Consider the following 25,974-nt stretch of genomic DNA (forward strand, 5'->3'; position numbering starts at 1 on the left):
GGGCACCGGACGGCGACGGGCGACTGGCAACGGCGCGGTGCGACGCACCGGCCGCAGGCGGCCGGCCGGCGCGCCCGGCCGCTCAGACGCTGGCGGTCTGGCGGATTTCCTGCAGCAGGTAGCCGAAGCCGCGCACCGTGACGATTTCGACGCGGCACTGCTCGAGCTTCTTGCGCACGCGGTGCACGTAGACTTCGATCGCGGTGTCGCCGAGATCGCCGCCGAAATGCGTGAGGTGATCCTGCAGCTGCGCCTTGCTGACCACGCGGCCGTGGCGCAGCAGCAGCATTTCGAGCACCGCGAATTCGCGCGGCGACAGCTCGAGCGGCTTGTCGTCGTTGAAGATGCGGCGATCGACGCCCGACAGCCGGACGCCGCCGAGCGACACTTCCGGCCGCGGCATGTCGCTGTGCGGGCCGCTGCGGCGCATCACCGCGCGGATGCGCGCTTCGAGCTCGGCCGGCTCGAACGGCTTGAGCATGTAGTCGTCGGCGCCGGAGTTCAGGCCCTGGATGCGGTCGTTCAGTTCGTCGCGCGCGGTCAGCACGATGACCGGCGTGTGGCGATTGGTCTGGCGAAAGCGGGTGAGCAGCGTCATCCCGTCGATACCCGGCAGGCCGAGGTCGAGGATCACGAGTTCGTGGCGGTTTTGTGCCAGCGCCTGTTCGGCAAAGATGCCGTCGTGCACCATGTCGACGGTAAAGCCAGCCTGCTCGAGGCTGCTCTGGATACCGCGTGCGATGGGGCGGTCGTCTTCGATCAGAAGGAGTCGCATGAAGTTCGCTCAAGTACAATGGGTTGGCGGTTCAGGCACGCGGACAGCACGACGCCGTTTCCACAGGGGCGCCGCATCGCCTGACATCAAGCATGGCGGCCAGCGAACGAACAAATTCAATCATGTCCGATATTTCGATTCACGACCTCGAAGCCGCGATCAATTTCTGGCGCGCCCGCTCGCCATCCAGCGGCGACGAACTCAAACTCTGCGAAGAGGCCAGCGCGCTCTCCAAGCCGTATGCGCTGCTGATTGTACAGCGCGGAAGCGCGCTGCAACTGGAAGGTTTGGACCCCAAGGCGCGGAATGCGTTCGAGACTTACGTGCGCCTTAAGGATGGCTTGGAAAGCTGAAGGCTTTCGCTCAATACATCCTAGAAAACGTTCAGCGAAATGAAAAGTTGACGCGCCGCGCGGCAAAACCGGCGCGGCGGCTCGCGCAACGTGTCAGGCCGCCGGCAGCGTGTGCGCACACACGCGGTCGATGAATTGCGCGAGTTCGATGTCGCGCTCGGTCAGCCCGTCGGCGTCGTGGGTCGACAGCGTCACGTCGACGCGGTTGTACACGTTGAACCATTCCGGATGGTGGTTCATCTCCTGCGCCTTGATCGCGACGCGCGTCATGAAGCCGAACGCCTCGTTGAAATCGGCGAAGCGCAGGCTGCGCTGGATCGCGTCGCGGCCCGGCACGGCCGTCCAGTGCGGCAGGCCTTCGAGCCGCGTCTTGCGTTCTTCGGATGTGAGCTTGTGGATCATGTTGCACCTCGTTCGGTAGCGGCGCTCGCGCGCGGCAGACGCCGCGCGGCAAAGCCGGCTCCGGCCATTGTTTCATAGTTGGGCGGCGCGCATCGCGGCCGGCGCCGGAGGCTGCCGGCGTCCGCGGCTGGATCATGCCTCATGCCTCATGCGTCATGCGTCGTCGTCGTCGGGCCAGCCTTCGCCGGTGCCGCGCTGAAGCACGACGTCGGTATCGAGCACCGTGCCGGCGGACAGCTCGGGCAGCGCGGCGAGCCGCTCGGCCAGCGCACGCGCGTCGACGTCGGCCAGCGCGAACAGCTGCGCGAAGTCGTCGATCACGAAGTAGGTCTTCTGGAACGTGTCGATCCGGTACTTCGTGCGCATCACGCGCTCGAGGTCGAAGCCGAGCCGGTTCGGCGCCGCGCTCTCGACGCTGTAGAGGCTCTCGCCCTTGCTCGACACGATTCCCGCGCCGTAGATCGACAGCCCGTTGGTGCCGCGCGGATCGCGGATCAGCCCGAACTCCACCGTATACCAATAGAGACGCGCGAGCCGTGCGAGCGCCGCGTCGTCGTCCGCGACCGCGAGCGCGGTACGCCCGTAGGCCTGCATGTAGTCGGCGAACACCGGCTCGATCAGCAGCGGCACGTGGCCGAACAGGTCGTGGAAGCAGTCGGGCTCCTGCAGATAGTCGAGCTGGTCGGGGCGGCGCATCCACCAGGTGACCGGAAAGCGCCGGTGCGCGAGATGCTCGAAGAACACGCGATCGGGCACCAAGCCCGGCACCGCGACGATCTCCCAGCCGGTGGCCGGCTTCAGCTGGCGGTTCACGTCCGCGAACGACGGCACGCGGTCGGCCGGTAAGCGGATCTTCCCGAGCCCGCCGATGAACGCGTCGCATGCGCGCCCGCGCAGCAGCGCCGCCTGGCGCGCATAGAGCTGCTGCCATACCGCGTGATCGACCTGGCCGTAGCGTTCGAGCGGCTGGTCGATGGTGAAATCGGCACGGGTTTCGAGGCCCGCGTCGAACTGCTCCTGCAGTTTCGCGGTGACGACGCTGGACATGGTGACGCTCTGCATGCTTGGGTGAATGACCATGCGAGTGTAGAGCGGGGCGCGCGCATGATGGGCGCAAAGATGGCGTCGATTCTCCATCTGATGCGATAATCCCGCATCATTTCATCGTTTTGTGCGGAGGGCATTCATGCTGGAACTCGACCACTTCGATCTCGCGCTTCTCGATGTGCTGCAGCGCTTCGGCCGTGCCACGCATCAGCAGCTCGGCGAGGAGGTGCCGCTGTCGCCGTCACAGATCGGCCGGCGGCTGCAGCGGCTCGAGGCGGCCGGCGTGATCGAAGGCTATCGCGTGATGTTGCGGCCGGAAAAGCTCGGCCTGGGCGTCACCGCGTTCACGAGCCTGAAGCTCAAGCATCACGGCGATTCGATCATCGAGCAGTTTCAGCAGCAGATCGACGTGCTGCCCGAGGTGCTCGAGTGTCATGCGGTGGTCGGCGACGCCGACTATCTGCTGCGGATCGTCGCCCCCGATCTGAACGCGCTGTCGCAGTTCGTGATGAAGAAGCTGATGCGCGTGCCGGGCGTCGACAGCGTGCGCTCGAACATCGTGCTGACCACGTTCAAGCGCAACGGCGCGCTGCCGCTCGCGCATCTGGCGCCCGGCGCGGCGTGATCGAGCGGCAGGGCGGTGATGGCGGTGCCGCCGCCACATGACGCGCCGGCGGCGGTCATGCCGCCATTATTGTCGCCGCTTATGCGGCTTCCGATTGGGCGTCGGCGTTCAGCAGATCGACGTATGCGACCGCGACGAGGTCCTCCTGCGCGACGCCGAGCTGCGCGAACACGCGATGCGCTTCGGCTTCACCGTCGGCTTCGTCGTCGTCGGGGGCGAGCACCACTTCGAGTTCGATGAAGTCGCCGAGGCCGTCGACGCGATCGAGGTGAATACGCGTGCGGCCCGCCAGATAGACGTGCCGTTCCTTGGTCACGATGCCGCGCGTGGTCAGCGCGGTCGCGAGCAGCGCATGCATCGCGTCGGGGTTCGTCACCGGGCTGCGCGTGTAGTACGACGCCTTCGGGCCGTCACGGTCGTCGCGCTGGTAGAAGATCAGTTCGGCCGGCGTGCCGTCCTCGAAGCGGCGCAGCTTCAGCCGGCCGCGCGGCACGTCGTAGAAGAAGTCCTGCTGACGGTAGAACAGCGGCGCTTCGGTCGCGAGCGTCGCCGCCTGTTCGCGCAGCCGGTCGAATGCGCGGGCGCGGGCTTTGATCTCGATGTTGCGGGCCATGCGGATCTCCTTCGGTCAGGGGGCTCGCGGTGTGCGAACGCACAATCTAGCAAAAAGCTTGCGACGGTGGCATGACGCGCGGTGGCCTCATCTCGCCCACTGCGCGTCGATCAACCGCAGCGCGGCGGCGATGGCCGGTTCGTCGCGGCGCTCGGCGAGCGTCACGAACGTGAGCTCGGTCGGCACCGTCACCTGTTCGACGATCGTCAATGCGTGCGCGTGCGCTTCGGCCAGCGCGGTGGAATCGCGCGCGAGCGTCAGCCCGATCCCCGATTTCACGAGATCGAGCATCGATTGCTCCTGATCGACCTCGGCGACCTTCACCGGTTGCGCGCCCGCGGCCGCGAACCGCCGCGTCAGCAGCCGATGATGGGCGGACGCCGGCGGCGTCCAGATCCACGGCAGCGCGGCCAGCGCGCGCCAGTCGTGCGCGCGCTGCACGCGCTCCTTCCAGCCGGCCGGCGCCAGCACGCGGTACTCGAAATGGGTCAGCGTGACCGTGTGGAACAGGGCGTCGTCGCGCGGATCGTCTTCGCCCGGCCGGCCGATGTAGTAGCCGACGTCGAGCGCCGCGCCGCGCACCTGTTCGAGCACCCAGCCCGACATCCCGTGCCGCAGCGCCGTTTCGATCTGCGGATGCGTTTCGACCAGTGCGCGCAGGAAGCCGCCGAGCCGCAGGAAACCCGGATCGAGGATCGTGCCGATCCGCAGCCGGCCGCGCACCTCGTGCCGCAGCGCGGCGGCGGCGCGCTCGACGTCGACGGCCGCGGCGAGCGCGCGCTCCGCGTGCGGCAGCAGCGTCTGTCCGTCGCGGGTGAGCGCGAGCCCGCGCGACGTGCGCGTGAACAGCACGACGCCGAGCGCTTCCTGCAGATGCTTGATCTGCAGGCTGACGGCCGGCTGCGTCAGGTGCAGCTGCACGGCGGCGCGCGTGAGATTGCCTTCACGGGCGACCGTCGCGAACGCGCGCAGCAGAGTGAGATCCATCGTCGTGATATGAGTGCGGCTTATAACGCAGTTCAGCATAACTCATTGGATCGGCAGCGCGCGGCCGGAGTACGCTGCAACGATCGCGTCGCTCCGCGGCGCACTATGCTGAAAAAGGCGCGCGGCACGCCCCGCGCGGCGCACAACAACTCAGGAGACACGTCGTGACCACTCAACGCACGCTCGAGGGCGAATTCGATTACGTGATCGTCGGCGCGGGCACCGCCGGCTGCGTGCTCGCGAACCGCCTGACCGAAGATCCCGACATCCGCGTGCTGCTGCTCGAAGCGGGCGGCAAGGACGATTACCACTGGATTCATATCCCGGTCGGCTATCTGTACTGCATCGGCAATCCGCGCACCGACTGGCTGTACAAGACGCAGCCCGAGGCGGCGCTCAACGGCCGCGCGCTGTCGTATCCGCGCGGCCGCGTGCTCGGCGGCTGCTCGTCGATCAACGGAATGATCTACATGCGCGGCCAGCGCGAGGATTACGACGGCTGGGCGCAGGAAACCGGCGACGCCGGCTGGTCGTGGGACAGCGTGCTGCCGATCTTCAAGCGCAGCGAGGACCATCACGCCGGCGCGAGCGACGCGCACGGCGCGGGCGGCTACTGGCGCGTCGAGAAGCAGCGGCTGCGCTGGGAGATTCTCGAATCGTTCGCGCAGGCCGCGCAGCAGACGGGCATCCCGGCCACCGACGATTTCAACCGCGGCGACAACACCGGCGTCGGCTATTTCGAAGTGAACCAGAAGCGCGGCGTGCGCTGGAATACGTCGAAGGCGTTCCTGAGGCCCGCGATGGCGCGCCCGAACCTGACCGTGATCACCGGCGCGCACGCGCAGCGCGTGGTGTTCGACGGCCGGCGCGCGGTCGGCGTCGAATACCACGGCGGCGGCGTCGACTACGTCGCGCACGCGCGCATCGAAGTGCTGCTGACGTCCGGCGCGGTGAATTCGCCGCAGCTGCTCGAACTGTCGGGCATCGGCGCGGGCGCGCGGCTGCAGGCGCTCGGCATCGACGTCGTGCACGATCTGCCCGCGGTCGGCGAAAACCTGCAGGACCACCTGCAGCTGCGGATGGCGTTTCGCGTCGACGGCGTGCGCACGTTGAATACGCGCTCGGCGAACTGGTGGGGCAAGCTGATGATCGGCGCCGAATACGCGCTGCTGCAGCGCGGGCCGATGTCGATGGCGCCGTCGCAGCTCGGCGCGTTCGCGAAATCCGATCCGGACGACCCGGCGCTCACGCGTCCCGATCTCGAATATCACGTGCAGCCGCTGTCGCTCGAGCGCTTCGGCGAGCCGCTGCACCGCTTCAACGCATTCACCGCGTCGGTCTGCCAGCTGCGGCCGAGCTCGCGCGGCAGCGTGCATATCGCGAGCGCCGATCCGGGCGTCGCGCCGTCGATCGCGCCGAACTATCTGTCGACCGATCACGATCGTCACGTCGCCGCCAATGCGCTGCGGCTGACGCGCCGCATCGCGTCCGCGCCGGCGCTCGCACGTTATCGCCCGCAGGAGATTCTGCCGGGCACGCGCTATCAGACCGAGGCCGAGCTCGTCGAAGCGGCGGGCGCGATCGGCACGACGATCTTCCATCCGGTCGGCACCTGCCGGATGGGGCGCGCCGACGACGAACGTGCGGTGGTCGACAGCCGGCTGCGCGTGCGCGGGATCGCGGGGCTGCGGATCGTCGACGCGTCGGTGATGCCGTTCATCACGTCGGGGAACACGAATTCGCCGACGTTGATGATCGCCGAGCGCGCGAGCGACATGATCCGCGAGGATCGCCGCACGGCGCGCGACGCGACGCAGGTGCGCACGGAAGCGGCGATGACGCCGGCGTGATATCGGCGTGATATCGGCGCCACACGCGCGGCGGCCGCGTGTCTGCGGCGACCTTCGGGCTATGCGGCGAAACGGGTTCGCATATGCGGCGGTTGGAAGCGCGCGCGTGCGAACGATCACGTTGAACCCGCGCATGGGTCACGATCGGCGCGTGGTCGCGATGACCTGACGCGCGCTGTTTTCACAGGCACGCGCCGTGCGCAGCGCGCACGTGTCGAACCTTCGCGCTCCACCGCGTGCGATATGGCGGCCAGCCCTATAAGTGCAAATCCCGATGATTGCACTGCACCAACGAGGCGACAATGTCCCGCAGTGTGCATACGCGTCGGCGCGGGGAGACCACCCTCGACGTGTAATACGGCGCCCGGGGGCGGCCCGCCGATCCGCGGCGCCGATCGCGATCGCCAGTGCGACGCTCCCCGGTGCTTCGCCCGACTTCGTACGGAAGGGAACATGATTCTCGGCGACACGATTCTCGAAACACGCGGACTGACGAAGGAATTCAGGGGCTTCACTGCCGTCAACGGCGTCAACCTGCGCGTGCGCCGAGGCGCGATCCACGCGTTGATCGGACCGAACGGCGCGGGCAAGACCACCTGCTTCAACCTGCTGACCAAGTTCCTGACGCCCACGGCTGGCCAGATCGTCTTCAACGGTATCGACATCACCGGCGAGCGGCCCGCGCAGGTCGCACGCCGCGGCATCATCCGTTCGTTCCAGATCTCCGCGGTATTCCCGCACCTGAGCGCGCTGCAGAACGTGCGCATCGGGCTGCAGCGCGCGCTCGGCACCGAATTCCACTTCTGGCGCAGCGAGCGCACGCTGCGACGCCTCGACGATCGCGCGATGGATCTGCTCACGCAGGTCGGCCTCAGCGATTTCGCGCACGTGCCGACCGTCGAGCTTGCATATGGCCGCAAGCGCGCGCTCGAAATCGCCACGACGCTCGCGATGGAGCCCGAACTGATGTTGCTCGACGAGCCCACGCAGGGGATGGGCCACGAGGACGTCGATCGCGTGACCGCGCTCATCAAGAAAGTCGCAGCGGGCCGCACGATCCTGATGGTCGAGCACAACATGAACGTGATCGCCGGCATCTCCGACACGATCACCGTGCTGCAGCGCGGCGAGGTGCTTGCCGAAGGCTCGTATGCCGAAGTGTCGAAGAATCCGCTGGTGATCGAGGCCTACATGGGCAGCGCCGACGCGGCGCTCGCAGGGGCGCACGCATGAAGCACAGCGAACGGGAGGAACGCGAATTGAGCGGCGTCGAAAGCGGCGCGCCCGCGCTGGAAATCTCGGGCCTCGAAGCCTGGTACGGGGAATCCCACATTCTTCACGGCGTCGATCTGACCGTGCATCGCGGCGAGGTCGTCACGCTGCTCGGCCGCAACGGCGCGGGGCGCACCACGACGCTGCGCGCGATCATGGGGCTCACCGGGCGCCGCAGCGGCTCGATCAAGGTGGCCGGCAACGAGACGATCGGCCTGGCGACGCACCGCATCGCGCATTTCGGTGTCGGCTATTGTCCGGAGGAGCGCGGCATCTTCTCGAGCCTGTCGTGCGAGGAGAACCTGATGCTGCCGCCGCCGATCGGCCCGCGCGAGCACGCGATGTCGCTCGACGAGATCTACGCGATGTTCCCGAATCTCGCGTCGCGCCGGCAGAGCCAGGGCACGCGGCTGTCGGGCGGCGAGCAGCAGATGCTCGCGGTCGCGCGGATCCTGCGCACCGGCGCGAACCTGCTGCTGCTCGACGAAATCTCGGAAGGCCTCGCGCCGGTGATCGTGCAGGCGCTCGCGCGCATGATCGTCGCGCTGAAGGCGCGCGGCTATACGGTCGTGATGGTCGAACAGAACTTCCGCTTTGCCGCACCGCTCGCCGACCGCTTCTACGTGATGGAGCATGGCCGCATCGTCGAGCATTTCCGCTCGTCCGAACTGGAAGGAAAGATGCCGATCCTTCACGACCTGCTGGGGGTGTGACGCCGCCCCGTCTCACTTGCCGCTGGCCGTGGCGGCGCACGAACAACCACAACGCATCAGAACAACAGGAGACGTCAATGAAAATGAAGACCCTCGCACACGCGTGTCTCGCGGTCGCGACCGCAGCATTCAGCGCCGGCGCGGCACACGCCGCCGACAGCGTGAAGATCGGCTTCATCACGGACATGTCGGGGCTTTACGCGGACATCGACGGGCAGGGCGGCCTCGAGGCGATCCGCATGGCAGTCGCCGACTTCGGCGGCAAGGTGCTCGGCAAGCCGATCGAGGTCGTCTACGCGGATCACCAGAACAAGGCCGACATCGCCGCGTCGAAGGCGCGCGAATGGATGGATCGCGGCGGGCTCGACCTGCTGGTCGGCGGCACGAACTCCGCGACCGCGTTGTCGATGAACCAGGTCGCGGCCGAGAAGAAGAAGGTCTACATCAACATCGGCGCGGGCGCCGACACGCTGACCAACGAGCAGTGCACGCCGTACACGGTCCACTACGCATACGACACGATGGCGCTCGCGAAGGGCACCGGTTCGGCCGTGGTCAAGCAAGGCGGCAAGAGCTGGTTCTTCCTGACCGCCGACTATGCGTTCGGCAAGGCGCTCGAGAAGAACACGTCGGACGTCGTGAAGGCGAACGGCGGCCAGGTGCTCGGCGCGGTGCGGCACCCGCTGTCGGCGTCGGACTTCTCGTCGTTCCTGCTGCAGGCGCAGTCGTCGAAGGCGCAGATCCTCGGCCTCGCGAACGCGGGCGGCGACACGATCAACTCGATCAAGGCCGCGAAGGAATTCGGCATCACCAAGACGATGAAGATCGCCGCGCTGCTGATGTTCATCGACGACGTGCACAGCCTCGGCCTCGAGACGACGCAGGGTCTCGTGCTGACCGACAGCTGGTACTGGAACCGCGACGCCGCGTCGCGCCAGTGGGCGCAGCGCTACTTCGGCAAGATGAAGAAGATGCCGTCGAGCCTGCAGGCCGCCGACTACTCGTCGGTGACGACCTACCTGAAGGCCGTGCAGGCGGCCGGCACGACCGACTCCGACAAGGTGATGGCCGAGCTGAAGAAGCTCAAGATCAGCGACTTCTACGCGAAGGGCTACATCCGTCAGGACGGCAGCATGATCCACGACATGTACCTGATGGAAGTGAAGAAGCCGTCCGATTCGAAGGAGCCGTGGGATTACTACAAGGTGCTCGCGACGATCCCGGGCGACCAGGCGTTCGGCACCAAGCAGGAATCGCGCTGCGCGCTGTGGAAGTAGGCGCGGCGTAGCGGCGCTGCGGCGGTTCCGGCGGCCCGGGCGACGTGGCCGCCGGGCCGCGCATGCGCGCCGGCCTGAAGGTTGCACGCGCAACCAAACTCATACTGACGGCTAAGTCGATGGAAATCTTTGGCATTCCGTTGCCGGCGATGCTGAGCCAGTTGCTGCTCGGCCTCGTCAACGGCTCGTTCTACGCGATCCTGAGCCTCGGGCTCGCGGTGATCTTCGGGCTGCTCAACGTGATCAACTTCGCGCACGGCGCGCTGTTCATGCTGGGCGCCATGCTCGCGTGGATGGGGCTGTCGTACTTCGGCCTGCCGTACTGGGCGATGCTCGTGCTCGCGCCGTTGATCGTCGGCGCGTTCGGGATTGCGATCGAGCGCTCGATGCTGCGCTGGCTGTACAAGCTCGATCACCTGTACGGGCTGCTGCTCACGTTCGGCCTCACGCTGGTGGTCGAAGGCGTGTTCCGCTCGATCTACGGTTCGTCGGGCCAGCCGTACGACGTGCCCGCGCAACTGTCGGGCGCGACCAATCTCGGCTTCATGTTCCTGCCGAACTACCGCGCGTGGGTAGTCGTCGCATCGCTCGCGGTGTGTCTCGCGACCTGGTTCGTGATCGAGAAGACGCGTCTGGGCGCATATCTGCGCGCCGGCACCGAGAACCCGAAGCTCGTCGAGGCGTTCGGCGTGAACGTGCCGATGATGATCACGCTCACCTACGGCTTCGGCGTCGCGCTCGCGGCGTTCGCGGGCGTGCTCGCGGCGCCGGTGATCCAGGTGTCGCCGCTGATGGGCCAGCCGATGATCATCACCGTGTTCGCGGTGGTCGTGATCGGCGGGATGGGCTCGATACTCGGTTCGATCGTCACCGGGCTGCTGCTCGGCGTGATCGAGGGCTTCACGCGCGTGTTCTATCCGGAAGCGTCGGCCACCGTCGTGTTCGTGATCATGGCGATCGTGCTGCTGTTCCGTCCGGCGGGCCTGTTCGGCAAGGAAAAATGATGCAGAGAAAAGTGCTCTACGGCGCGTTGCTCGCCGCGCTGCTGGCGGCGCCGTTTATCGGCGCGTATCCGGTGTTCGTGATGAAGGTGCTCACGTTCGCGCTGTTCGCGGCCGCGTTCAACCTGCTGATCGGCTATACGGGGCTGCTGTCGTTCGGCCATGCGATGTTCCTCGCGAGCGCCGGCTACGCGACCGGCTACACGATCCAGACGCTCGGCTTCACGCCGGAGCTCGGCGTGCTCGCCGGCACGGTGGCGGCCACGCTGCTGGGGCTCGTCGTCGGCCTGTTCGCAATCCGGCGGCAGGGCATCTATTTCGCGATGATCACGCTCGCGTTCGCGCAGATGGTCTACTTCATCTACCTGCAGGCGCCGTTCACGCACGGCGAGGACGGGCTGCAGGGCGTGCCGCGCGGCCACCTGTTCGGCGTGCTCGACCTGTCGAACGACGTCACGCTGTACTACGTCGTGCTCGCGGTGATCGTCGCCGCGTGTGCGTTCATCGTGCGGGTCGTGCATTCGCCGTTCGGCCAGGTGCTCGTCGCGATCAAGGAGAACGAGCCGCGCGCGATCTCGCTCGGCTACGACACCGACCGCTTCAAGCTGCTCGCGTTCATCCTGTCGGCCGGGCTCGCGGGGCTGGCCGGCGCGTTGAAGGTGCTGGTGCTCGGCTTCGAGACGCTGTCCGACGCTTACTGGACGATGTCGGGCCTCGTCGTGCTGATGACGCTCGTCGGCGGGATGGGCACGCTGTTCGGGCCGCTGCTCGGCGCGGCGCTGATCGTCGCGCTCGAAGACCGGCTCGGCGACATCGGCGAGTGGCTCGCATCGCTCACGGGCGTCGGCTGGTTCCACTCGCTGGGCGAATCGGCGACGATCGTCACCGGGCTGATCTTCATCGCATGCGTGCTTGCGTTCCGGCGCGGCATCGTCGGCGAGATGGTCGCGCGCGTGAAGACGCTGCGGCCGTCCTGATCGCGTTGCATTCGGTGCGCGGCGGCGTTGATGCGAAGCACCATCCGGCGCCTTGCGCAGAGGCGTTTTGCGCTCGCCCGGGCCGCGCCGCACGGCCAGATTGCTGCCCCATTTTCGTGCGGCGATGCACCATAGGGGTAAATGCTAAGTTGTCGCAGGGTGAAAGGTCCTTTAATCTTCGTTTCAGTTCTGATGCACCGCGAAACGAATTTGCAGGTGGAGAACGAGGAGACAATCGAGGCACAAAGTGCCCGGACCCCAAAGCGCTGTTGGACGGAATCCAACAGCGCTTTTTCATTTGCGTGCGCGAATTTGCATCGATGGTGCATGGCGCGCATTGCCCTCAATGCGCGCCATTTCGCGCGTTCGCATCGCACCGTTCATCCCGCCCCGTATTTTTCTTCGATCGTCCTGTCGAGCCGTCGACGGCACGCGCGCGCCTGCGCGCGGTTCGGGCTTACCCGGTTAGCGTGCATGAAAGGCGTCCGTTACACTCGGCTTTCGCCGACCGAGCGGTCGGGAAAATCGGTCGGCAGTTCTCCTACGAGCGCAACGCAGAACAGGGAGTACGGTTGGATGAGACGCGCAGGACGTTGGATCGCGGTATCGCGTACGGTCGAGGGCAGCCGTTCGGGAGCAGGGCGGCGCGGGCTTCTTGCGGCTTGCGGGCGCAGCCGGGCGGGTGCGACGTCCGTTGCCGCGGGAAGCGCCGGCAACGCGCAGGTTGGCGCGGTGCTCGCCAGATCCGATGCCTCGTTCACCGTCGCATGAGCGGCCGATTGCGGCCTTTGTTCGCCCCTGGCGACGGCGCCGCACCGGGCGCGTTGCCGCCGTCGTTGCGCGTGCATCGCGGCCGCTTCGCCGCTTCTGTTTTTCGCTTGCTTCATTTCGACGACATCGCCGTCGCGCATCGTTGCGGTCGAATGGCCGTTCTGCTGTGCGCGACGATGCCTCGCGGGAAAACGAGCGTAGGCGCGGCACAGCGGGATAGTTAAATTATTAAATTGTTTGAGGACCGGGAGCCGCCAGAGCGACCCGCGGATTTTTCGAGCAGCGTTTGGAGACAACGTAAATGAAAATGAATCGATGGATGGAGGCTCTGTTTGCGGCTGGCCTCGTGTGCGCGGCGGCGACGGCGTCCGCCCAGGTCAAGATCGGCGTGACGCTGTCGGCCACCGGGCCGGCCGCATCGCTCGGAATCCCGGAGAAGAACACGATCGCGCTGCTGCCGAAGGAGATCGGGGGCAAGAGCGTCCAGTACATCGTGCTCGACGACGCGTCCGACACGAGCCGCGCCGTGCAGAACGTACGCAAGCTGATCGACGAGGATCACGTCGACGCGATCATCGGTTCGTCCGTCACGCCGAACTCGCTCGCGATGCTCGATCCGGTGTCGCAGGGCAAGACGCCGACGATCTCGCTGGCCGCGAGCGCACAGATCATCGCGCCGATGGATGCGAAGCGCGCATGGATGTTCAAGGTGCCGCAGAACGATCAGCTGATGGCCGACGCAATCGCCGACTACATGGCGAAGCACGGCGTGAAGACCGTCGGCTTCATCGGCTTCGCCGATGCATACGGCGACAGCTGGTACAACACCTTCAACGCCGCTGCGGCGAAGAACGGGCTGAAGGTCGTGTCGAACGAGCGCTACAACCGCACCGATGCGTCGGTGATGGGGCAGGTGCTGAAGCTGATGGGCTCGACGCCGGATGCGGTGCTGATCGCCGGCTCCGGCACGCCGGCGGCGCTGCCGGCCAAGACGCTGAAGGAGCGCGGCTACAAGGGCAAGGTGTACCAGACGCATGGCGTCGCGAACAACGACTTCCTGCGCGTGTGTGGCAAGGATTGCGAAGGCGAGATCCTGCCGGCCGGCCCCGTGCTCGTGACCGACCAGCTGCCCGATTCGAACCCGGTGAAGAAGCCGGCGCTCGGCTACAAGGTGGCGTACGAGAAGGCCTACGGCGCGGGTTCGCTGTCGACCTTCGGCGGCCACGCATGGGACGCAGGGCTGCTGCTGCAGCGCGCGATTCCGGAGGCGCTGAAGAAGGGGCAGCCGGGCACCGAAGCGTTCCGCGAGGCGTTGCGCGCGTCGCTCGAAAGCGTGAAGGATCTGCCGGTGTCGCACGGCGTGATCAACATGACGCCGACCGATCACAACGGCTTCGACACGCGTGCGCGCGTGATGGTGCAGATCGTCGACGGCAAGTGGAAGCTGCAGGCCGAGTAAGCATCACGTGAAACCGGCGGGCCCGGTGGGAACGGCACCGGGCCCGCCGCATGTTTTCCGGAACACCGCGGAACGGCGCGCCGCGTTCCCGCCATGCCGTTTCCGCTTGCGGGGCGTTGTCCCGTCACCGATTCTTCGCAGCATTCTCGATACACGAAACGTATGGATCTCTCGATTGCGGCGATCCTCGCGCAAGACGGCATCACGACCGGCGCCATTTATGCATTGCTGTCGCTGGCGCTCGTGCTGGTGTTTTCCGTCACGCGAGTGATCTTCATTCCCCAGGGCGAATTCGTCGCCTACGGTGCGCTGACGCTCGCGGCGCTGCAGGCGCAGAAATTTCCGGCCACCTGCTGGCTCCTGTTGGTGATGGGCATCGCGTGCTTTCTGCTCGAAGCGGGCGGCCTGATCCGCCATCGCGAACGCCGTCATCAGCTCGGCCGGACGCTCGCGACGCTCGGCAGCCGCTACGTGCTGCTGCCGCTCGCCATGTTCGCGCTCACGCGCAACTTCGCCGCGCAGCCGCTGCCGATGCTCGCGCAGATCGCGCTGACGCTGGCGATCGTCGTGCCGATGGGGCCGTTCGTCTATCGGCTCGTGTATCAGCCGATCGCCGAAGGCACGACGCTGCTGCTGCTGATCGTGTCGGTCGCCGTCCATTTCGCGATGGTCGGGCTGGGGCTCGTCATGTTCGGCGCGGAAGGCTCGCGCACCAACGGATTCACCGATGCGTCACTCGCCCTGGGCGGCATGACGGTGTCGGTGCAGAGCATCGTCGTGGTCGCGACCGCACTGGTGCTGATCGGCGCGCTCTACGTGTACTTCGGCCGCACGATCGCCGGCAAGGCGCTGCGCGCGACGTCGGTGAACCGGCTCGGCGCGCGGCTCGTCGGGATCGGCACGACCGAGGCCGGGCGGCTGGCGTTCACGCTGGCAGCCGGGCTCGGCGTGCTGTCCGGCATTCTGGTCGGCCCGCTGACGACCGTCTACTACGACTCCGGCTTCCTGATCGGGCTGAAGGGTTTCGTCGGCGCGATCATCGGCGGTCTCGTCAGTTATCCGCTCGCGGCGGCCGGCTCGCTGCTCGTCGGCGTGCTCGAGTCGTATTCGTCGTTCTGGGCGAGCGCGTACAAGGAAGTGATCGTGTTCACGCTGATCATCCCGGTGCTGCTGTGGCGCAGTTTCGCGACGCCGCATGCGGAAGAGGAAGAGGAGTGACGCGATGACGACGATGGTACGCAACAAGGCCTTCTGGGTGTTTCTCGTGGTGCTGTTCGCGCTGCCGGTGCTGCCCGGCGCGCTGCAGGTGCCCGAATACTGGATCACGCTGCTCAACTACATCGGCCTCTACGCGATCGTCGCGATCGGCCTCGTGCTGCTGACCGGCGTCGGCGGGATGACGAGCTTCGGCCAGGCCGCGTTCGTCGGCATCGGCGCGTATGCAACCGCGCTTCTGACCACGCGCTACGGCGTGTCGCCGTGGCTCGCGCTGGTCGTCGGCGTCGTGCTGACGGCGCTGGTCGCGCTGCTGCTCGGCGCGGTCACGATGCGGCTGTCCGGGCACTTCCTGCCGCTCGGTACGATCGCATGGGGCCTCGCGCTGTTCTACCTGTTCGGCAACCTCGAACTGCTCGGCAAGTACGACGGGATCAGCGGGATTCCGGCGCTGAACCTGTTCGGCGTCGCACTCGAAAGCGGCCGCAGCCTGTACTTCGTGATCTGGGCCGTCGTGCTCGCCGCGATCGTGTCGGTGCAGAACCTGCTCAATAGTCGGCCGGGCCGCGCGATTCGCGCGCTGCGCGGCGGCGGCGTGATGGCCGAGGCGATGGGCGTGAACACCGCCTGGATGCGCGTGGTGATCTTCGTCTATGCGGCGGCGCTCGCTGCGGTATCGGGCTTTCTTTACGCGCATCTTCAGCGTGCGGTGAACCCGACGCCGTTCGGCCTGAACCACGGGATCGAATTCCTGTTCATGGCCGTGGTCGGCGGGGTGTCGCACGTGTGGGGCGCGGTGCTCGGCGCCGCGATCCTCACCGTGCTGCAGGACTACCTGCAGACGCTGCTGCCCAAGCTGCTCGGCTCGGAGGGCAACTTCGAGATCATCGTGTTCGGCGTGCTGATGGTCGTTCTGCTGCAGTACGCGCGCCAGGGCGTATGGCCGTTCGTCGCGAAGCTGTTTCCGCGCGGGCCGCGCGCCCGTGCGCCCGAGCACGCCGATCCGTTGCCGCAGCGGGCGAAGCCGGTCGCGGGCGAGCCGCTGCTCGTGGTCGATCGCGCGCGCAAGCAATTCGGCGGGCTGGTGGCCGTGAACGACGTGAGCTTCGACGTGAAAGCGGGGCAGATCATCGGGCTGATCGGGCCGAACGGCGCCGGCAAGTCGACCACGTTCAATCTGGTGACGGGCGTGCTCAAGCCGACCGGCGGCGCGATCACGTTCCGTGGCGAGCGGATCGACGGGCTCACGTCGCGGCAGATCGTGCGCCGTGGGATCGGCCGGACCTTCCAGCACGTGAAGTTGCTTCCGACGATGACGGTGCTCGAGAACGTCGCGATCGGCGCACACCTGCGCGGTCACACCGGCGTGTGGCGCAGCATCGCGCGGCTCAATGCGCACGAGGAAGCGCAGCTGCTGGCCGAGGCGGCGCAGCAGATTCGCCGTGTCGGGCTCGAAAAGCACATGTACGACGAAGCCGGCAGCCTCGCGCTGGGCCAGCAACGGATACTCGAAATCGCCCGCGCGCTGTGCTGCGATCCGACGCTGCTGCTGCTCGATGAGCCGGCCGCCGGGTTGCGCTATCAGGAGAAGCAGCAGCTCGCCGAGCTGTTGCGGCGCCTGAAGGGCGAGGGGATGAGCGTGTTGCTCGTCGAACATGACATGGATTTCGTGATGAACCTGACGGACCGGCTGGTCGTGATGGAATTCGGCACGAGGATCGCGGAAGGGCTGCCGCAAGACGTGCAGCAGGATCCGACGGTGCTCGAGGCGTATCTGGGCGGGGTGGAGTGATGGCGGACACGACGATGCCGATTCTCGAGGTGGGCGGGCTGGCCGTGCGGTACGGCAAGGTCGAGGCGTTGCACGGCGCGGCGATCAAGGTCGGCGCGGGCCAGATCGTCAGCGTGATCGGGCCGAACGGCGCAGGCAAGTCGACGCTGCTGAACGCGATCATGGGCGCGTTGCCGGTGACGGGGCATGCGTCTGGCCAGGTCTTGTATCGCGGCCGCGACGTCGGCGCGTTGCCGATCGAGCAACGCGTCGCGCATGGCATGTGCCTCGTGCCGGAAAAGCGCGAGCTGTTCAGCACGATGACGGTCGAGGATAACCTCGTGCTGGGCGCCTACCGCCGCAAGCAGGCAGGCGAGGCGAACTTTCTCGATCAGCTCGATCATGTCTTCGCGCTGTTTCCGCGGCTCAGGGAGCGACGCAGGCAGGCTGCCGGTACGTTGTCGGGCGGTGAGCGGCAGATGCTGGCGGTCGGACGCGCGCTGATGGGCAAGCCCGACTTGCTCATGCTAGATGAGCCCAGCCTCGGGCTGGCGCCGCTGATCGTGAAGGAGATTTTCCACATCATCAGCGCGCTGCGCGGTACGGGCGTCGCGACGTTGCTCATCGAGCAAAATGCGCGCGCTGCGCTGCAGATTTCGGACTACGGCTATGTGCTCGAGACTGGCGAGTTTGCGCTGGAAGGCCCGGCGGCCGAGTTGGCACAGAATCCGCAGGTGATCGAGACTTACCTCGGGTTAGCCAAGAAATCGGCGTGACGCCTGCTTGGGCAGTGGAGGCGGAACCGGGAAACGGACGACGTGTTTCACGTGAAACACGCCGTTTTTGTTGGGCGGACCGGGGAACGGAAGCGGATGGGGATAAGTGTCTGCCCGTCTTATAGAAATACTGTGGCGTGAGCGGCAAGCGTCGCTCTGCGTCGCCACGGAGGACGGAGCTATGGCGACGCGCCAGGCGGCACAGGGGATAACTTGTTGCGGACCGAGTTCAAGTGCTGTGAGCGCCACCGCAAGCTAACGAGGCTTCACAGAAATTCATGTATTTCCGCCCGACCAACGGCCGCGATGGCTCCTTTGAGCGTCACAGCACGCCACAGCGGTCGAAAAAACCGTCAAATGAACGCACCCTACCATTCGGACGGTCTTCGGCGTAAAAGCGAACCCGCTATAATTCGGCCCATACATTTCTCTGATAGGTTCGTGCGCTGTCCTGCGTACGGAATCCACCATGCTTTTTCCCACAGAATTTGACGTCATCGTCGTCGGCGGCGGGCACGCCGGCACGGAGGCCGCGTTGGCATCGGCCCGCATGGGTGCGAAGACGCTGCTGCTGACCCATAACATCGAAACGCTCGGCCAGATGAGCTGCAATCCGTCGATCGGCGGCATCGGCAAGGGCCATCTCGTCAAGGAAGTCGATGCGCTCGGCGGTGCGATGGCCGCCGCGACCGACGAGAGCGGCATTCAGTTCCGGATCCTCAATTCGTCGAAGGGTCCGGCCGTACGCGCCACGCGTGCACAGGCCGACCGCATCCTTTACAAGGCTGCGATCCGCCATCGGCTCGAGAATCAGCCGAACTTGTGGCTGTTCCAGCAGGCCGTCGACGATTTGATGGTCGAGGGCGACCGGGTGGTCGGTGCGGTCACGCAAATCGGCATCCGTTTCCGGGCGCGCGCTGTCGTGCTGACGGCGGGCACGTTCCTCGACGGCAAGATCCATGTCGGCTTGAACAACTACACCGGCGGCCGTGCGGGCGATCCGGCAGCCGTCTCGCTGTCGGCCCGCCTGAAGGAATTGAAGCTGCCCCAGGGCCGCCTGAAGACCGGCACCCCCCCGCGTATCGATGGCCGCTCGATCGACTTTTCGAAGCTCGACGAGCAGCCGGGCGACCTCGATCCGATCCCGGTGTTCTCGTTCCTCGGCCGCGCAGAGCAGCATCCGCAGCAGCTGCCATGCTGGGTCACGCATACGAACGAGCGCACGCACGACATCATTCGCGGTGGGCTCGACCGATCGCCGATGTATACGGGCGTGATCGAAGGCGTCGGCCCGCGTTACTGCCCGTCGATCGAGGACAAGATTCACAGGTTTGCGTCGAAGGAGTCGCACCAGATCTTCCTGGAACCGGAAGGGCTGACGACCAACGAGTTCTATCCCAACGGCATTTCGACGAGCCTGCCGTTCGACGTGCAACTCGAACTCGTGCACTCGATGCGCGGCCTCGAGAACGCGCACATCCTGCGCCCCGGCTACGCGATCGAGTACGACTATTTCGACCCACGTGCGCTGAAGGCGTCGCTGGAAACGAAGGCGATCAACGGGCTGTTCTTTGCGGGCCAGATCAACGGTACGACCGGCTATGAAGAGGCGGCGGCGCAGGGCCTGCTCGCTGGCCTGAATGCCGGCCGTTACGTGCAGGAAAAGGACGCATGGTGCCCGCGTCGGGATCAGGCGTACCTTGGCGTGCTGGTCGACGACCTCGTCACGCGCGGCGTGGCTGAGCCTTACCGGATGTTCACGAGCCGCGCCGAATACCGGCTGAGCCTGCGTGAAGATAATGCGGATATGCGGTTGACCGAGATTGGTCGCGAGCTGGGCCTCGTCGACGACGTGCGCTGGGACGCGTTCAGCCGGAAGCGCGACGCTGTTTCACGTGAAACCGAACGCTTGAAGTCGACTTGGGTGACGCCGAAGACGCTGCCGCCGGAAGAGGCGACCGCGCTGCTCGGCAAGCCGATCGACCACGAATACAGCCTGGCCGAACTGCTGCGGCGGCCTGGTATCAGCTACGACGGCGTATGTGGGCTGAAGGGCGGTGAATGTGGCCCCGTGGAGCCGCTGGCCGATGAGCCGGTGCTGCTGGGTCAGATCAAGGAGCAGGTCGAGATCGGTATCAAGTATCAGGGTTATATCGAGCGCCAGGCCAACGAGATCGAGCGCAATGATGCGAATGAGAATACCCGTCTGCCGGATGGTATCGACTACCGTGAGGTTCGCGGTCTGTCGTTCGAGGTGAGTCAGAAGCTCAACGAGTTCCGCCCCGAAACGATCGGCCAGGCCTCGCGTATCTCGGGTGTGACGCCGGCCGCGATCTCGCTGCTGATGGTGCACCTGAAGCGCCGCGGCCTCGGCCGCCGTAACGGCGCCGCAGCAGAAACGACCGAGCAGGGGGGCGATACCGTCCCGACGCAGCAATGACGGCGCGTCGCGCGCCGGCGGTTAATCGGGACGTACTTGAGCAGATGTTGATCGACGGCACGGCCGCGCTGGACATCGTATTGACGGATGCTCAGCGCAACCAGTTGCTCGACTATGTGGCGCTGCTCGGTAAATGGAACGCCGTCTACAACCTGACGGCGATCCGTGACCCGAGGCAGATGCTGACTCAGCACATCCTCGATTCGCTTTCCATCGTTCCGCATCTGCGCGGCCGCACGGATGCGCGCGTGCTCGATGTGGGCTCCGGCGGCGGGCTGCCGGGCATCGTGCTGGCGATCGTCCAGCCGGGCTGGCAGGTTACGCTGAACGATATCGTGCAGAAGAAATCGGCATTCCAGACGCAAATGCGCGCAGAACTGAAGCTGACGAACCTGTCCGTCGTCACCGGGCGCGTCGAATCGCTGCAGCCGGGCGTCGAAGTGCCGGAAAAATTCGACATGATCGTATCCCGCGCCTTCGCGGATCTATCCGACTTCGTTAAACTTGCTCGTCATCTCGTCGCACCGGGCGGATCGATCTGGGCAATGAAGGGCGTCCACCCGGACGACGAAATTGCGCGACTGCCGGAAGGCAGCCGCGTGAAGCAGACGATACGATTGGCCGTCCCGATGCTCGATGCCGAACGGCATCTGATCGAAGTCGCCGTCGACGAAGCGAATTGAAGGCGCGCGGATGCGCGCCGTTTGTTTGAAGGTAAGAGGAACACCCAACGATGGCAAAGATCTTCTGCGTTGCAAACCAGAAGGGGGGCGTCGGCAAGACGACGACATCGGTCAATCTCGCCGCAAGCCTTGCAGCGCAGGAGCAGCGCGTGCTGCTGATCGATCTCGACCCGCAGGGCAACGCGACGATGGGCAGCGGGATCGACAAGGCCGCATGCGAGTCGACCGTGTACGAAGTGCTGATCGACGGCGTACCGGTGTCGGACGCACGTGTGCGTCCGGAAGGCGTCACGTACGACGTGCTGCCGGCCAACCGTGAGTTGTCCGGCGCGGAGATCGAGCTGATCGGCATCGACAACCGCGAGCGCCGGCTGAAGGCCGCGCTCGAGCGCGTCGCGGACGACTACGATTTCGTGCTGATCGACTGCCCGCCGACGCTGTCGCTGCTGACGCTGAACGGACTGTGCGCGGCGCACGGCGTGGTGATCCCGATGCAGTGCGAGTACTTCGCGCTGGAGGGCTTGTCCGATCTCGTCAACACGATCAAGCAGGTTCACGCGAACATGAACCGCGACCTGAAGATCATCGGCTTGCTGCGCGTCATGTTCGATCCGCGCATCACGCTGCAGCAGCAGGTTTCCGATCAACTGAAAGCGCATTTCGGCGACAAGGTGTTCGACGCGGTGATTCCGCGCAACGTGCGTCTGGCGGAAGCGCCGAGCTACGGGTTGCCGGGCGTCGTATTCGACCGTAACTCGCGCGGTGCGCAGGCGTATCTTCAATTCGGTGCCGAGATGATCGACCGCGTGCGCGCGTTCGAGGTGTCGTGAGCCGGACATGAGCGAAGCGAGGAAGAAAGACATGAACGCGGTACCAAAGAAGAAGGGCTTGGGACGTGGCCTCGAAGCGTTGCTCGGCGGCAGTGCGGACATCACCGAAGCGGTGAAGATCGAAGGCGCTCCGAACACGCTTGCGCTCGGCAAGCTGCAGGCCGGCAAGTATCAGCCGCGCACGCGGATGGACGAAGGCAACCTCCAGGAGCTGGCCGCCAGCATTCGCGCGCAAGGCGTGATGCAGCCGATCCTGGTGCGGCCCGTTTCGTCTGATAAATACGAGATCATTGCGGGCGAGCGGCGTTTTCGGGCTGCGCGCCTCGCCGGCCTCGAAGAAGTGCCGGTGCTGGTGAAGGACGTATCCGATCAGGCCGCCGCGGCGATGGCGCTGATCGAGAACATCCAGCGCGAGGATCTGAACCCGCTGGAAGAGGCACACGGCATCCAGCGCCTGCTCGACGAGTTCGGTTTCACGCACGAGCAGGCCGCCGAATCCGTCGGCCGCTCGCGCAGCGCGGTGTCGAACCTGTTGCGGCTGCTGAACCTCGCGTCGCCGGTGCAGACGATGCTGCTGGCCGGCGATCTCGACATGGGTCACGCGCGTGCGCTGCTCGCCGTCGATGCGGCAACGCAGATCGCGCTCGCGCATCAGGTCGTCAACAAGCGCATGTCGGTGCGCGAGACCGAGAAGCTGGTCGCGCACACGACGAAGGAAGCGCCGGCCGTGAAGGCGCGCGCGAAGGACGACGGCGGCCGCGACACGCGCCGGCTGGAGGAGGAGTTGTCCGACCTGCTCGCGTCCACGGTGAAGATCAAGCTCGGCCGCCGCGGCCGAGGGCAGGTGTTGATCGATTTCGGCAACCTCGATGCGCTCGAGGGCATTCTCGCGCGGCTGCGCGGTAACGTCGCAACTGAAGAGTGACGAGGTTCAATTGATCGAAAGCACGGGCGCGCCGGCGCCGCGCCGGTGGCTCGGCTGGCTTTTGCAGGAGCCCGTACTGACGGTACTGGCCGTTGCGCTGATCGTTCTCGAATGGTTGCGCCCGCAACCGTTCGCGATACTGGCCGGTCTGGTCGACTGGCAGACGGTGGTCACGCTCGCTGGCCTGTTGATGCTGACCAAGGCGCTCGAGCTGTCCGGTTGTCTGATGTGGCTCGCGCATCGCATCGTGCACCACGTGCACTCCGAGCGCGGGCTCGCGATGCTGTTGGTGATATTCGCGGCGGCGCTTGCGATGTGGCTCACCAACGATGTCGCGCTGTTCGTCGTCGTGCCGCTGATGGTATCGCTGCGTGCGTTGACGCCGCTGCCGTTTCGACGGCTGGTGATCGTCGTCGCGCTGGCGGTCAACGCCGGGTCCGTCGCGACGCCGCTCGGCAATCCCCAGAATCTGTTCCTGTGGCAATTGAGCGGCGTGTCGTTCGGCGGCTTCGTCGTCGCGCTCGGGCCGCTCGCGCTCGCGTTGATGGCGTTGCTGCTCGCGGTCACGGCGTGCGTGTTTCGTGCCAAACCGCTCGACTTGTCGGGAGACGTGCAGGCGGTGCCCGTGCAACGCATGCACGCATTGCTCGCGGCCGTGCTGTTCGGCGGCTTCGTGCTGCTCGCCGACGCGCACCATCCGGTGCCGGGCCTGATCGCCGTCGTGCTCGCGCTGCTGGCGGCGAAGCGCGACGCAGTCCTGAAAATCGACTGGCTACTGCTGTTGATCTTCGTGCTGATGTTCGTCGTGTTGCGCAGCGCGGCCGCGTTGCCGGTCATACACGACACGATTGCGAGCAGCCATCTCGATACGCCGTTGCGCGTGTTCGCCGCGGGCGCGGTGCTGTCGCAGGGCATCAGCAACGTGCCGGCCGCGATCCTGCTGTCGGAATTCACGCACGACTGGCGCGCACTCGCGTTCGGCGTCTCGGTCGGCGGCTTCGGTTTCGCGATCGGCTCGCTCGCGAACCTGATCGCCGTGCGTCTCGCGAAGGAGCCGCGCATGTGGCTGCCGTTTCACGCGGTGTCGATTCCGTTCGCGCTGGCGAGTGCGGCACTCGGCGCGTGGTTGCTCGTCCACGGTTGAGCGCCGCGGCCGGCGGCAGCGGCGACGCCGGCCGCCTGCAAAAGCGTGGCCGGGCAGGGCGGCAGCAGCAGCGATCTTCGAAACACCCCCCTGTTGATAAGTGCGCCGATTCTCAGTCGATCTGCTGTGGCGACGCAACGCCGCTCGCCGCTTCATCTGCACGGCTGATCGCATTTCTTCGTGCTGCCAAGCGGCGCACGTCGGCGAGGTGCGGTTGTCGCGCAGCGCCGGCCGCTGCGCTTCCGTTCGTTCCGCCTTCGCGGAATTTCATCGCACTCAGCCCGCCGCGACGCCGCGTCACAGCCCCCATTTCCGGCCGTTGATTTCCGCTGAAACGCGCATTTCCGCCCGCGAAATGTGCGACGCGAAAAAACCACCTTACAACTGTCATCGTACGTCGTCGATTCGCGCGTTTTTCACATGATGAGGCGGCGTTTTACGAAGGTTTTTGTCGCGTCTAAAGCCTTGAATCACTTGCAACTATCGCTTACAATCGCCCGGATTTGTTAGCTAGGCACCCCTGAAAGCTTTCAGAAAGCTTGGGGCCGGGTTCAAGGATTTTGCGGAAGATTGCGATGGCGGGTCAGGCGCCGAACGACAGGCACGATGGTCCCCGAGCGCAACGCACCGCTTCAGCGGCCGGCGAACGGCGCGAATCCGACGGCGACGACTGGGATGCCGAGCAGCAAGATGACAACATCGTTCCGCTCACGCGGACGGAAGCCGAGAGGTTGTTCGGTCCGAACGTGAGCAAGCCGCCGCGCGTCACTCCCTACAAGGTGGTGATCGCGCAGGTGGTCTTGTCCCTGGTTGCAACGCTGGCGTGGTGGCTGTTTTCGAAGTCGCCGGGTGCCGCTGCGCAATCCGCGTTTCTGGGCGGGGCGATCGGCTGGGTGCCAAGCGCGTTGTTCGTGGCACGACTGAAGGCAGGTGGCTCGGCCACCGTGATGAGCTGGGTGATGGGCGAAGCCCTGAAGCTCGGCGTGACGATCGGAATGTTCGCCGCAGTGGCGTACGGCTATGCCGGCGTGCACTGGCCGGCGCTCCTCGTCACCTACCTCGTCGTGCTGAAGACGTACTGGATCGCGCTGGCCTGGCGGTAAGCAACAAGCAGCGTGCGGTTTTCGACAGGAACCGCACCGGCCCGTTCCCGCAATAGCGTATTGCGGAAACGGGGAAACGATTTTCGACAATTTGGGTGGCATTAACGATATGGCAGCTAGCGAAGGCACGCGCGGTCCGGATCCGTCCGAGTACATTGCGCACCACTTGCAGAACTTTTCCACCTCGCATCAGACGTCGATTTTCGACATCCACGTCTGGAACATCGACACGCTGTTCTGGTCGATCGTGTGCGGGATCGTGACGATCGTCGTGTTGCGTCTGGCCGCCCGCAAGGCGACGTCGGGCGTGCCGGGCCGTTTCCAGTGCGCGATCGAAATGCTGGTCGAGATGGTCGAAGATCAATCGAAGGCCATCGTCCATGGCAATCGCACGTTCATCGCTCCGCTTGCGCTCACCGTGTTCGTGTGGGTCGCGCTGATGAACTCCCTCGACTTCCTGCCGGTCGACCTGCCGGGCCGCGTGATCGCCCTGCTCGGTCTGTCGGACGTGATTTCCCACCACCGCATCGTCCCGACGGCCGACCTGAACGGCACGCTCGGCATCGCGCTCGGCGTGTTCGTCCTGATGATCTACTACAGCATCAAGATCAAGGGCGCCGGCGGTTTCGTGCATGAGCTGCTGTCGGCGCCGTTCGGCGGCCACCCGCTGCTGTGGATCCCGAACCTTGCGCTGAACATCGTCGAATACGTCGCGAAGACCGTCTCCCTCGGCATGCGGCTGTTCGGCAACATGTACGCAGGTGAGCTGTTGTTCCTGTTGATCGCCCTGCTCGGCAGCATGTGGAGCTTCGGTGGCGACGCAACGTTCCTCGGCTTCGTTGGTCACGTGATCGCGGGCAGCGTCTGGGCAATCTTCCACATTCTGATTGTTCTGTTGCAGGCATTCATTTTCATGATGCTGACGCTGGTGTATCTCGGCCAGGCGCACGACAAGCACTAAGCGC

26 protein-coding genes are annotated in these 25,974 nt (G+C 65.7%); 19 read left to right on the top strand and 7 right to left on the bottom strand.

The genetic code is table 11. The annotated features are described in order from the left end of the window. Positions 1–82 precede the first annotated feature (82 nt). Positions 83–775, bottom strand: coding sequence for a response regulator transcription factor (locus C3Y15_RS14950; RefSeq protein WP_006401494.1), 693 nt, complete (start codon positions 773–775; stop codon positions 83–85). A 122-nt stretch (positions 776–897) separates the two neighbouring features. On the opposite strand from C3Y15_RS14950, the gene C3Y15_RS14955 reads away from it, so the two are divergent. Further along, positions 898–1,128 carry a DUF3717 domain-containing protein gene (locus tag C3Y15_RS14955; RefSeq protein ID WP_014722154.1) on the top strand — a complete coding sequence of 77 codons (231 nt, stop codon included), beginning with the start codon at positions 898–900 and terminating at the stop codon, positions 1,126–1,128. Positions 1,129–1,221: 93 nt separating this feature from the next. Here the strand turns inward: C3Y15_RS14955 and C3Y15_RS14960 are convergent, their stop codons facing one another. Both C3Y15_RS14960 and phhA read right to left on the bottom strand, forming a co-directional pair. Next, a complete protein-coding gene (locus C3Y15_RS14960) occupies positions 1,222–1,530 on the bottom strand; it encodes a 4a-hydroxytetrahydrobiopterin dehydratase (protein WP_011882790.1) in 309 nt (102 codons plus the stop codon). A 153-nt stretch (positions 1,531–1,683) separates the two neighbouring features. Continuing rightward, positions 1,684–2,610, bottom strand: a complete 927-nt coding sequence (gene phhA / locus C3Y15_RS14965) for a phenylalanine 4-monooxygenase (protein ID WP_185499744.1) — start codon at positions 2,608–2,610, stop codon at positions 1,684–1,686. A 106-nt stretch (positions 2,611–2,716) separates the two neighbouring features. Here phhA and C3Y15_RS14970 point away from each other — a divergent pair, with 106 nt between their 5' ends. After that, positions 2,717–3,202 (top strand): Lrp/AsnC family transcriptional regulator, encoded by a 486-nt coding sequence (locus C3Y15_RS14970; protein WP_006408082.1) that lies wholly within the window; start codon positions 2,717–2,719, stop codon positions 3,200–3,202. 79 nt (positions 3,203–3,281) lie between these two features. On the opposite strand, the gene C3Y15_RS14975 is transcribed toward C3Y15_RS14970, so the two are convergent. Both C3Y15_RS14975 and C3Y15_RS14980 read right to left on the bottom strand, forming a co-directional pair. Continuing rightward, positions 3,282–3,815, bottom strand: a complete 534-nt coding sequence (locus tag C3Y15_RS14975) for a class IV adenylate cyclase (RefSeq protein WP_046425480.1) — start codon at positions 3,813–3,815, stop codon at positions 3,282–3,284. An 87-nt stretch (positions 3,816–3,902) separates the two neighbouring features. Further along, positions 3,903–4,802 (bottom strand): LysR family transcriptional regulator, encoded by a 900-nt coding sequence (locus tag C3Y15_RS14980; protein ID WP_034192994.1) that lies wholly within the window; start codon positions 4,800–4,802, stop codon positions 3,903–3,905. 164 nt (positions 4,803–4,966) lie between these two features. Between C3Y15_RS14980 and C3Y15_RS14985 the strand changes: the two genes are divergently transcribed. From C3Y15_RS14985 to C3Y15_RS15010, 6 genes are all read left to right on the top strand, one after another. After that, positions 4,967–6,652, top strand: coding sequence for a GMC family oxidoreductase N-terminal domain-containing protein (locus tag C3Y15_RS14985; protein WP_011882794.1), 1,686 nt, complete (start codon positions 4,967–4,969; stop codon positions 6,650–6,652). A gap of 453 nt (positions 6,653–7,105) precedes the next feature. Then, positions 7,106–7,885, top strand: a complete 780-nt coding sequence (locus C3Y15_RS14990; protein WP_011882795.1) for an ABC transporter ATP-binding protein — start codon at positions 7,106–7,108, stop codon at positions 7,883–7,885. Beyond that, the gene (locus C3Y15_RS14995) at positions 7,882–8,637 is read left to right on the top strand and encodes an ABC transporter ATP-binding protein (RefSeq protein WP_014722161.1); all 756 of its coding nucleotides are present in this window, start codon (positions 7,882–7,884) and stop codon (positions 8,635–8,637) included. Before C3Y15_RS14990 ends, C3Y15_RS14995 begins: the two co-directional genes overlap by 4 nt. A gap of 77 nt (positions 8,638–8,714) precedes the next feature. Continuing rightward, the gene (locus tag C3Y15_RS15000; RefSeq protein WP_059474941.1) at positions 8,715–9,914 is read left to right on the top strand and encodes an ABC transporter substrate-binding protein; all 1,200 of its coding nucleotides are present in this window, start codon (positions 8,715–8,717) and stop codon (positions 9,912–9,914) included. Between the two features lie 119 nt (positions 9,915–10,033). Further along, positions 10,034–10,918, top strand: coding sequence for a branched-chain amino acid ABC transporter permease (locus C3Y15_RS15005; RefSeq protein WP_014722163.1), 885 nt, complete (start codon positions 10,034–10,036; stop codon positions 10,916–10,918). Further along, entirely contained in the window at positions 10,918–11,892 is a 975-nt protein-coding gene (locus C3Y15_RS15010) for a branched-chain amino acid ABC transporter permease (RefSeq protein WP_011882799.1), read from the top strand. The genes C3Y15_RS15005 and C3Y15_RS15010 overlap by 1 nt, the downstream gene beginning before the upstream one ends. 488 nt (positions 11,893–12,380) lie before the next feature. On the opposite strand, the gene C3Y15_RS15015 is transcribed toward C3Y15_RS15010, so the two are convergent. Beyond that, positions 12,381–12,803 carry a hypothetical protein gene (locus C3Y15_RS15015; protein ID WP_043290601.1) on the bottom strand — a complete coding sequence of 141 codons (423 nt, stop codon included), beginning with the start codon at positions 12,801–12,803 and terminating at the stop codon, positions 12,381–12,383. Between the two features lie 161 nt (positions 12,804–12,964). Between C3Y15_RS15015 and C3Y15_RS15020 the strand changes: the two genes are divergently transcribed. The 9 genes from C3Y15_RS15020 to C3Y15_RS15060 all read left to right on the top strand — a co-directional run bounded on the left by C3Y15_RS15020 (position 12,965) and on the right by C3Y15_RS15060 (position 23,906). After that, complete coding sequence (locus C3Y15_RS15020; protein ID WP_059474940.1) at positions 12,965–14,122, top strand: ABC transporter substrate-binding protein; 1,158 nt, start codon at positions 12,965–12,967, stop codon at positions 14,120–14,122. A 162-nt stretch (positions 14,123–14,284) separates the two neighbouring features. Further along, complete coding sequence (locus C3Y15_RS15025) at positions 14,285–15,340, top strand: branched-chain amino acid ABC transporter permease (protein WP_059474939.1); 1,056 nt, start codon at positions 14,285–14,287, stop codon at positions 15,338–15,340. A 4-nt stretch (positions 15,341–15,344) separates the two neighbouring features. Continuing rightward, positions 15,345–17,129: a branched-chain amino acid ABC transporter ATP-binding protein/permease gene (locus C3Y15_RS15030; protein WP_059474938.1), complete on the top strand. Its 1,785-nt coding sequence runs from the start codon at positions 15,345–15,347 to the stop codon at positions 17,127–17,129. Further along, complete coding sequence (locus C3Y15_RS15035; RefSeq protein WP_059474937.1) at positions 17,129–17,884, top strand: ABC transporter ATP-binding protein; 756 nt, start codon at positions 17,129–17,131, stop codon at positions 17,882–17,884. Before C3Y15_RS15030 ends, C3Y15_RS15035 begins: the two co-directional genes overlap by 1 nt. A gap of 469 nt (positions 17,885–18,353) precedes the next feature. Then, positions 18,354–20,324: a tRNA uridine-5-carboxymethylaminomethyl(34) synthesis enzyme MnmG gene (gene mnmG, locus C3Y15_RS15040; RefSeq protein WP_011882804.1), complete on the top strand. Its 1,971-nt coding sequence runs from the start codon at positions 18,354–18,356 to the stop codon at positions 20,322–20,324. Beyond that, complete coding sequence (gene rsmG, locus C3Y15_RS15045; protein ID WP_046425470.1) at positions 20,321–21,007, top strand: 16S rRNA (guanine(527)-N(7))-methyltransferase RsmG; 687 nt, start codon at positions 20,321–20,323, stop codon at positions 21,005–21,007. Before mnmG ends, rsmG begins: the two co-directional genes overlap by 4 nt. 50 nt (positions 21,008–21,057) lie before the next feature. Then, on the top strand, positions 21,058–21,837 hold the full coding sequence (locus C3Y15_RS15050; protein WP_011882806.1) for an AAA family ATPase: 780 nt from the start codon (positions 21,058–21,060) through the stop codon (positions 21,835–21,837). A gap of 31 nt (positions 21,838–21,868) precedes the next feature. Next, positions 21,869–22,762: a ParB/RepB/Spo0J family partition protein gene (locus C3Y15_RS15055; protein ID WP_011882807.1), complete on the top strand. Its 894-nt coding sequence runs from the start codon at positions 21,869–21,871 to the stop codon at positions 22,760–22,762. 13 nt (positions 22,763–22,775) lie between these two features. Next, positions 22,776–23,906, top strand: a complete 1,131-nt coding sequence (locus C3Y15_RS15060) for an SLC13 family permease (RefSeq protein ID WP_175898749.1) — start codon at positions 22,776–22,778, stop codon at positions 23,904–23,906. Between the two features lie 112 nt (positions 23,907–24,018). On the opposite strand, the gene C3Y15_RS15065 is transcribed toward C3Y15_RS15060, so the two are convergent. Then, complete coding sequence (locus tag C3Y15_RS15065; RefSeq protein ID WP_124260015.1) at positions 24,019–24,297, bottom strand: hypothetical protein; 279 nt, start codon at positions 24,295–24,297, stop codon at positions 24,019–24,021. A gap of 184 nt (positions 24,298–24,481) precedes the next feature. On the opposite strand from C3Y15_RS15065, the gene C3Y15_RS15070 reads away from it, so the two are divergent. Then, positions 24,482–25,009 (top strand): ATP synthase subunit I, encoded by a 528-nt coding sequence (locus tag C3Y15_RS15070; RefSeq protein WP_011882810.1) that lies wholly within the window; start codon positions 24,482–24,484, stop codon positions 25,007–25,009. A gap of 109 nt (positions 25,010–25,118) precedes the next feature. After that, positions 25,119–25,970, top strand: a complete 852-nt coding sequence (gene atpB, locus C3Y15_RS15075) for a F0F1 ATP synthase subunit A (protein ID WP_011882811.1) — start codon at positions 25,119–25,121, stop codon at positions 25,968–25,970. Positions 25,971–25,974 lie beyond the last annotated feature (4 nt).

It is taken from the genome of Burkholderia sp. B10 (genome assembly GCF_004368385.1).
Lineage (GTDB): Bacteria > Pseudomonadota > Gammaproteobacteria > Burkholderiales > Burkholderiaceae > Burkholderia > Burkholderia vietnamiensis.